At 67.0% G+C, this 7,241-nt stretch carries 6 protein-coding genes and 1 tRNA gene; 3 read left to right on the forward strand and 4 right to left on the reverse strand.

The genetic code is table 11. The features are described 5' to 3' along the window. Nucleotides 1–76: 76 nt before the first annotated feature. Nucleotides 77–3,640 (reverse strand): DNA polymerase III subunit alpha, encoded by a 3,564-nt coding sequence (dnaE, locus tag AC13HU_RS27485; protein ID WP_483044645.1) that lies wholly within the window; start codon nucleotides 3,638–3,640, stop codon nucleotides 77–79. Between the two features lie 239 nt (nucleotides 3,641–3,879). Here dnaE and AC13HU_RS27490 point away from each other — a divergent pair, with 239 nt between their 5' ends. After that, nucleotides 3,880–4,233 carry a histone-like nucleoid-structuring protein Lsr2 gene (locus AC13HU_RS27490; RefSeq protein ID WP_483044646.1) on the forward strand — a complete coding sequence of 118 codons (354 nt, stop codon included), beginning with the start codon at nucleotides 3,880–3,882 and terminating at the stop codon, nucleotides 4,231–4,233. A 397-nt stretch (nucleotides 4,234–4,630) separates the two neighbouring features. Then, entirely contained in the window at nucleotides 4,631–5,041 is a 411-nt protein-coding gene (locus AC13HU_RS27495; RefSeq protein WP_483044647.1) for a hypothetical protein, read from the forward strand. Between the two features lie 8 nt (nucleotides 5,042–5,049). Here the strand turns inward: AC13HU_RS27495 and AC13HU_RS27500 are convergent, their stop codons facing one another. The 3 genes from AC13HU_RS27500 to AC13HU_RS27510 form a co-directional block, all read right to left on the reverse strand. Further along, the gene (locus tag AC13HU_RS27500) at nucleotides 5,050–5,265 is read right to left on the reverse strand and encodes a hypothetical protein (protein WP_483044648.1); all 216 of its coding nucleotides are present in this window, start codon (nucleotides 5,263–5,265) and stop codon (nucleotides 5,050–5,052) included. A gap of 82 nt (nucleotides 5,266–5,347) precedes the next feature. Then, nucleotides 5,348–5,743, reverse strand: a complete 396-nt coding sequence (locus AC13HU_RS27505; RefSeq protein ID WP_483044649.1) for a hypothetical protein — start codon at nucleotides 5,741–5,743, stop codon at nucleotides 5,348–5,350. A gap of 82 nt (nucleotides 5,744–5,825) precedes the next feature. After that, nucleotides 5,826–5,902 (reverse strand) — tRNA-Thr (locus AC13HU_RS27510). A 216-nt stretch (nucleotides 5,903–6,118) separates the two neighbouring features. On the opposite strand from AC13HU_RS27510, the gene AC13HU_RS27515 reads away from it, so the two are divergent. Beyond that, on the forward strand, nucleotides 6,119–7,237 hold the full coding sequence (locus tag AC13HU_RS27515) for an ABC transporter ATP-binding protein (protein ID WP_483044650.1): 1,119 nt from the start codon (nucleotides 6,119–6,121) through the stop codon (nucleotides 7,235–7,237). Nucleotides 7,238–7,241 lie beyond the last annotated feature (4 nt).

Consider the following 7,241-nt stretch of genomic DNA (forward strand, 5'->3'; position numbering starts at 1 on the left):
GGGCAGGGCGGTGCGCTCGGCCGGGCCGACGAAGATCCCGCTCGCGTCCCTGCTCAGGCGACGCTCGCGTCCCCGCTCAGGCGACGCCGAGCCAGACTTCGGCGCCGAAGGAGACCTTGATCTCCGAGGCGACCGTGGTGGGGTCGACGAGGAATCCCAGCTCGTACACCGTGGTCTTCTGCGGGCCGGAGACCTTCGCCCGTACCGGGCTCTCGCCGGGGTGGGCGGACAGGATGCGCCGCAGTTCGTTGATGGCGTCGTTCCGCAGGATCTTGTGCTCGCGGAAGGCCAGTTGCACCGGCGGCTTGCCGCCGCTCTCCGCGGAGGACACGTCCAGCTCCGCCAGCTCCGAACCGATGATGTTCATCGTGCCGTCGCGGTCCTGCGCCCGGCCGCTGATCGAGACGACGCTGTCGGGGATGAGCGCGTGCCCCACGAGCTGGTAGGTCGCGGGGAAGAAGCACACCTCGATACTCGCGTCACGGTCCGCGAACGTGACCGCGGCCCAGGCGTTGCCCTGCTTGGTCATCTTGCGGTCGACACCGGTGATGAGCCCCGCGACCTTCACCGGCCGTTCCTGGCCGGAGGCCAGCAACTCGGCGAGGGTGGTGTCGCGGTTGCGCGCGAGGATGTGCTCCGTGCCGTCCAGCGGGTGCGCCGACACGTACAGGCCCAGCATGTCCCGTTCGATGGCGAGGAGTTGCTTGCGCGGCCACTCGCTCTCGGGGATGGCGAAGTCCAGCCCGAAGGTCTGGACGTTCTCGTCGGGCCCGCCCATGCTCGCGAAAAGGTCGTCCTGGCCGTACGCCTCGGCCTTCTTGACCGGGACGATCGCGTCGACCGCGTCCTCGAAAACGGCGGACAAGCCCATCCGGGTGTGGCCCAGCGAGTCGAACGCGCCGGCTTTGATCAATGATTCGATGGCCCGCTTGTTCAGGACGGGAATGCTCACCTTGTCCAGGAAGTCGGCGAACGAGGTGAACAGGCCCTGCGACTTGCGCGCCGCGATCAGCGCCTCGATGACGCCCTCGCCGACGTTCCGCACGGACTTCAGACCGAAACGGACGTCCTCGCCAACGGCGGTGAACTCCGCGACGGAGGCGTTCACATCGGGTGCCAGGACGTTGACGCCGCTCTTGCGCGCGTCGGCGAGGTAGATGGCCGCCTTGTCCTTGTCGTCCCCGACCGAGGTGAGCAGCGCCGCCATGTACTCGGCCGGGTAGTTGGCCTTGAGATAAGCCGTCCAGAACGACACCAGCCCGTAGCCGGCGGTGTGCGACTTGTTGAACGCGTACCCGGAGAACGGGAGCATGACGTCCCACAGCGCCTTGATGGACTCCTCGGAGTACCCGTTGTCCCGCATGCCGCCGTGGAACTTCTCCCACTCGGCGGCCAGCACCTCGGGCTTCTTCTTGCCCATCGCACGGCGCAGCAGGTCGGCGCCACCGAGGGTGTAGTTGGCCAGCTGCCGGGCGATGGCCATGATCTGCTCTTGGTAGATCAGCAGGTGGAAGGTGTTGCCGAGGATCGGCTCCAGCGCGTCCTTCAACTCCGGGTGGATCGGGTCGACGGCCTGCCGGCCGGTCTTGCGGCTGGCGTAGTTCATGTGCGCGTTGGCCGCCATCGGGCCCGGCCGGTACAGCGCCAGGGCCGCCGCGATGTCCTCGAACCGGCTCGGCTCCATCGCCTTGAGCAGGGTCCGCATGCCGCCGCCGTCGAGCTGGAACACGCCGAAGGTGTCGCCGCGGGCGAGCAGCGCGTAGGTGTTCTTGTCGTCCAGCGGGATGTTCTCGGTGCTCAGGTCGACGCCGCGGTTCTCGCGGACGTTCTGGATCGCCTGGTCGATCACGCCCAGGTTCCGCAGCCCCAGGAAGTCCATCTTGACCAGGCCCATGGACTCGCACGACGGGTAGTCGAACCCCGTGATCTTCGTGCCGTCCTTGCGCATGTGCAGCGGAATGCGGTTGGTCAGCTTGGTCTTCGACAGGATGACCGCGGCCGCGTGCACACCGGTGTTGCGGATCAGCCCCTCGACGCCCTTGGCGCTGTCCACCACCTTCTTGACGTCGGGCTCGTTCTGGTAGAGCGTCCGGATCTCGCCGGCCTCGCCGTACCGCGGGTGCTCGGGGTTGAAGACGCCGTCGATCGGGATGCTCTTGCCCATCACGTCGGCCGGCAGCGCCTTGGTGATCCGCTCGCCGTGCGCGAAGGGGTACCCGAGAATCCGCGACGTGTCCTTGATCGCGTTCTTGGCCTTCAGCTTGCCGAACGTGTTGACCAGCGCGGTGTACTCGTCGCCGTACTTCTCCACCACGTAGGCGACCATCTGGTCCCGCTTGCGGTCGTCGAAGTCGAGGTCGACATCCGGCGGGTTGATGCGCTCGGGGTTCAGGAACCGCTCGAAGAGCAGACCGTGCTCCAGCGGGCACAGTTCCGTGATCCTCGTCGCGTACGCCACGATCGAGCCGGTCGCCGATCCACGGCCGGGACCGACCGGGATCTTGTTGTCCCGCGCGTGCCGGCAGATGTCGGCGACCACGAGGAAGTAGGAGGAGAAGCCCATCGGACCGATGACCTTCATCTCGGTCTCGAAGCGCTCCGTCACCTCCGCGGGAATCGGGCTGCCGTAGCGCATGGCCAGGCCCTTGACGACCTCCTTGCGCAGCCACGACTCCTGGTTCTCGCCCTCGGGCACGTCCGGGTACTGCGGCATCTCGTCCTCGAGGTCGAAGACCTCGTCGTACGCCTCGATCCGCTCCGCGATCAGCAGCGTGTTGTCGCACGCCTCCGGCAGCTCCCTGAACAACTCCCGCATCTGCGCGGCGGTCTTGAGGTAGTAGCCGGTGCCGTTGAACTTGAAGCGGTTCGGGTCGTCCTTGTTCTTGCCGACCCCGATGCACAGCAGGTTGTCGTGCGCGTCGGCGTGCTCCTCCAGCACGTAGTGCGCGTCGTTGGTCGCCAGCAGCGGGATGTTCAGGTCCTTCGCCAGCCGCAGCAGGTCGTCCCGTACGTTGCGCTCCAGGTCCAGGCCGTGGTCCATCAGCTCAAGGAAGTAGTTCTCCTTGCCGAGGATGTCCTGGTAGTCGGCCGCGACCTTCCGCGCCTCGTCGTACTGGTTCAGCCGCAGCCGCGTCTGGATGGCACCCGACGGGCAGCCCGTGGTGCCGATGATCCCGGCCGAGTGCTCGGAGATCAGCTCCATGTCCATCCGCGGCTTGCCCGCGGGGAACTGCCCCGTGTAGCTGGCCTCCGTCGACAGGTAGAACAGATTTCGCAGGCCCTGGACGTTCTGCGCCCACATCGTCATGTGGGTGAAGCGGCCACCGCCGGAGACGTCCTTGCTTCCCTCGCCGTCGTCCGACATCGCCCGCTGCCCGCCGGGCCCCCAGAACTCCTGCTTCTTGTACCGCCGGTGCGACGGCGCCACGTACGCCTCGATGCCGATGATCGGCTTCACCGCATCGAAGCCCTTGGCGACCTGCTGGAACTCGTACGCACCGAACATGTTCCCGTGGTCACTCATGGCGATCGCAGGCATCCCCTGCCGCGCCACCTCGGTGAACATCGGCTTCAAACGCTGGGCACCGTCGAGCATCGAGTACTCGGTGTGATTGTGCAGGTGAACAAAGCTGTCGGCCACCGGGCGGGCACCTCCAGGACGATCGCGGGGGAAGCCTCCACCCTAGTCCGCCGCGCCGCTCGGCTCGGCCCCGCCACTCGCCCTTCGCACATCGTCGCCATGGCACACCACAGGGAGCTGGGGCAACAGCGGAAAGTCACCCGTCAGGTCGGGCCGGACCGCCCGCGGAGAGCTCCTGACGGACCGCCGCGGTAGGGGCGACTACCCAGGATCCGGGTCGAGGTCATATCGTCCCCCGCATGGCACAGAAGGTAGTGACTCTTTACACCGACGATCTCACCGGTGAAGAGTCCACAGAGATCGACACGTACACAATTCTGATCAACGGCGCGGGAGTGGAGATCGACCTCACTCCGGACAGCCACGACAAGCTCATGGAGGCCCTGACCCCCTTCCTCGGCGCCGAGGGAGCACGACGCGTCCGCGACGGCTCGTCCAGCAGGAACCGTCGGACCCGAGTACCAGCAGCCCGGTCCACGAAGAGCGACGACTCGGCCGCGATCAGGGCGTGGGCCAAGGAGCAGGGCTACGAGGTCAACGACCGCGGCCGGGTATCCGCGACGGTCCGGGAAGCATACGAAAAGGCGCACTAACCGCGGTCGGCCCGGGATTCACCACCGGCCACCAGGCACTCTGCAACGCATCCACCAATCCACCGATCCACCGGAGAACGGGGTGGCATGGGCTTCATCCGCGCGGATGTCGCCCATCGCCATCCCGAACTCATTGCGCAGCGGCGGGAATGAGACCGACCGGCACGTGGAGGGTGGGAGAAGGAGCGGGTCGAGGGCCGAATCCCGGCGGCGCCGACGAAGGAGTAATTGTTCGCTACGCGGCCCGCAGCCGTTCCAGCAGTGGCACGGCGGCCTCACGGTCGCCGTTGTTCGCCACGGTGACCGCGACGACCGGCAGCAGGCATCGCCTTGCCGTAGGTGCTGACTTTGCCGGCGCTCAGCCGGTCCGGCGGTAGATCGCCTCCCACTGGGACCAATGTCCAAGGGATTCTGTACCGCGGTGGGTCTGATGAATGCGGGGCGCGAGAACCGGCCTGAACGCATCCGGCAGCAGCGCGGTGAGTTCGGGCAGGCTGAAGAAATGGATATCCAGGCCCTGCTTGGAACCCTTCAGATACCTGACGGTGTAACCACCGTCAGGCGCTTCCTCGGTGACCACGTGCTCGGGGTGGACATCGGTGCCGACGGCATTGACGCGGACGCAGAACAAGCCGCCCACCCTTACGCGGTCAAGGGCGGCACGCAGGTGCACGTGCGCTGTGGCGCGGTCGCCGTGCTGGAAGACCTGGATGCCGATGACCAGGTGAAACATCTGATCCTCGGGGAGATCTGTGACGCCTCCGTGAAAGAGGTGCGGCGCATCCGCAGGGGAGCGTTCGGCCAGTGAGGCAAGAGCTACGTCGGAGATGTCCGGCCCGTGAGGTTCAGTCCCGCGGCGCGCAGGGGCAGATAGTTGCGGACATTGCCGCATCCCACGTAGAGGCCCTGCGCGTCGGGGGGAAGGCCCTGTGCTGCTTCCACGATGTCGTCGACGAAACCGACCGGCGGTTCGTCTTCGTAGCGGCCACTTCGATACTCCGCGTCCCAAGACGCCCTCTCTCGCGTATCCATCCGCGGACGGTGTCATGGTCAGCACCACGCCTCAACCACCCAGCACCTACGACCGAGGTTGAGGCGCCGCATGGCAACACACCTACCAGGAACGGCAGTTGCCCGCGCCGAGCGTGACTCGCATCCCGGCTCCGCCATCGATCAACAGCCCACAAGGATCGGCGATGCCGGCGCGGGAGACTGCGCCTGCGCAGACCGGTGTCCGCTGAACCTCGTCCATCACCTGCAAGAAGAAGGAGGCGTGGAACCCGGCTGGCAGCGGCCTGGGCCCGGCGGCCACGTCGCGGGCGGACCCGCCGGACGCCTGCACGATCGCCCAGGTGACGAACATTTGGATCAAGACGATGACGGTGAGGGAGGCGAACGTGGCGCGGCGCACCGTCTTGACCGGTTCACGCGCCTCGTCCCGGTACAGGGCTGTTGCTTCGAAACCTGTGAAGGCCACGAAGGCTGAGACCAAAACTGAGACCGCCGACACCAAAGCCGCCCGCGCACGGCGCCGCCGCCGCATCCGTTGACCACAAAACCCCAGCTCAGAGCGATCTGAGCTGGGGTTCGGGTGGAGCCCCCTGTCGGGTTCGAACCGACGACCTACGCTTTACAAGAGCGTCGCTCTGGCCAACTGAGCTAAGGAGGCGCGGAGGTCAGTGTACCGGCCCGGGGGTGTGCGGGTGTGGCGAAAATCTTGCCCCGGGGGCTGGTGACAAGAGGGAAAACGGCAGGTAGCGTCACGGTGGGCCCGCTGACGAGGCGGGCCGTTCGATTTCGCGGAACACCTCCGGAGCTGCTCCGGAAGCTTCCTTTACTCGGATCGTCCGGCACGTTCCTGCCGGTGAAGGGACTGTGAACAGTCATGGCAACTGTCACGTTCGACAAGGCGACCCGGATCTACCCGGGCGGCGACAAGCCCGCGGTCGACGGGCTCGAGATCGAGGTCGGGGACGGCGAGTTCCTGGTGCTGGTCGGCCCGTCCGGCTGCGGCAAGTCGACCTCGCTCCGCATGCTCGCGGGGCTGGAGGACGTCAACGCCGGCGCCATCCGCATCGGTGAGCGCGACGTCACGCACCTGCCGCCGAAGGACCGGGACATCGCGATGGTGTTCCAGAACTACGCGCTGTACCCGCACATGACCGTCGCGGACAACATGGGCTTCGCCCTGAAGATCGCGGGCATCAACAAGGCTGACATCCGCAAGCGGGTGGAAGAGGCCGCGAAGATCCTCGACCTCACCGACTACCTGGCGCGCAAGCCCAAGGCGCTCTCCGGTGGTCAGCGGCAGCGTGTCGCGATGGGCCGCGCGATCGTGCGTGAGCCGCAGGTCTTCCTCATGGACGAGCCGCTGTCGAACCTCGACGCGAAGCTGCGTGTGCAGACCCGTACCCAGATCGCCAGCCTCCAGCGCCGCCTGGGCGTCACCACCGTCTACGTCACCCACGACCAGGTCGAGGCCATGACGATGGGCGACCGCGTGGCGGTGCTCAAGGACGGTCTGCTCCAGCAGGTCGACAGCCCCCGCAACATGTACGACCGCCCGGCCAACCTCTTCGTCGCGGGCTTCATCGGCTCCCCGGCAATGAACCTGGTCGAGGTGCCGATCACCGACGGCGGCGTGAAGTTCGGCAACACCGTGGTGAACGTGGCGCGCGACGCGGTGAAGGCCGCGGCTGACAAGGGCGACAAGACGGTCACCGTCGGCGTCCGCCCCGAGCACTTCGACGTCACCTCCGGCGCGGCCTCCGGCCTGTCGAAGGAGGGCCCCGAGGGCCTGGCCGTGACCGTCAACGTCGTCGAGGAACTCGGCGCCGACGGTTACGTGTACGGCTCCGCCGAGGTCAACGGCGAGCACAAGGACCTGGTGCTCCGCGTCGGCGGCCGCGAGATCCCGGAGAAGGGCTCCGTGCTGCACGTCGTGCCGCGCCCGGGCGAGAGCCACGTGTTCGCCACCTCCACCGGCGAGCGCCTCAGCGACTGACAAC

It is taken from the genome of Streptomyces sp. NH27, from assembly GCF_056859195.1.

Bases quoted from the DNA above. Each gene is read 5' to 3' on its own strand.
- AC13HU_RS27500 (WP_483044648.1), bottom strand. From the start codon at position 5,265: ATGGATACGCGAGAGAGGGCGTCTTGGGACGCGGAGTATCGAAGTGGC.
- AC13HU_RS27515 (WP_483044650.1), top strand. From the start codon at position 6,119: ATGGCAACTGTCACGTTCGACAAGGCGACCCGGATCTACCCGGGCGGC.
- AC13HU_RS27490 (WP_483044646.1), top strand. From the start codon at position 3,880: ATGGCACAGAAGGTAGTGACTCTTTACACCGACGATCTCACCGGTGAA.
- AC13HU_RS27495 (WP_483044647.1), top strand. From the start codon at position 4,631: ATGTCCAAGGGATTCTGTACCGCGGTGGGTCTGATGAATGCGGGGCGC.